The following is a 577-nucleotide window of genomic DNA, read 5'->3' as shown; positions in this document are numbered from 1 at the left end:
ATATTATGGCGCGGCGCTGCCGACGCTCTGGCTGTCGGAAGGCGGCCAGTCGGCGACCGGCGCGTTGCTCGACCACATCATCCGCTGGCATGGCGCCGGTGGCGAGCCGAATACAGCGATGCATGCGAAGATCGCCAGCCGAGTCGCCGAACTGCGCGCCGCCGAGGGCGAGGCATTGGCGGCGAGACTGCACGTGCTGCCGGATTTCCATGGCAACCGCTCGCCGCTGGCCGACCCGCACGCCGTCGGTGTCGTCAGCGGGCTGACGCTCGACTCTTCCTTCGACAGCCTGTGCAAGCTCTACTGGCGCACCGCCGTCGGCATCGCGCTCGGCGTGCGTCACGTGCTGGAGGCGCTGAACGAGAACGGCTACCTGATCGACACTCTGCACGTTACCGGTGGCCACACCAAGAACCCGCTGCTGATGGAGCTCTACGCCGACGCGACCGGCTGCACGGTCATCGAGCCGCTGGCCGACGAGGCGGTCTTGCTCGGCACCGGCATGGTGGCTGCCACCGCCGCCGGGCTCTACCCGGCTCTCAACGCGGCCTGCGTCGCCATGCAGCAGGGCGGCAGG

At 69.2% G+C, this 577-nt stretch carries 1 protein-coding gene; it reads left to right on the top strand.

Going from position 1 to position 577, the window contains the following annotated elements; genetic code table 11:
- Window positions 1–577: FGGY-family carbohydrate kinase (locus EN745_RS35585; RefSeq protein WP_245487922.1), on the top strand; the 577-nt coding region annotated here is incomplete at both ends.

It is taken from the genome of Mesorhizobium sp. M4A.F.Ca.ET.022.05.2.1, from assembly GCF_003998845.1.
Taxonomy (GTDB): domain Bacteria; phylum Pseudomonadota; class Alphaproteobacteria; order Rhizobiales; family Rhizobiaceae; genus Mesorhizobium.
The sequence above is the reverse complement of the archived record's forward strand: the minus strand, read 5'-3'. Positions and strand labels throughout refer to the sequence as shown.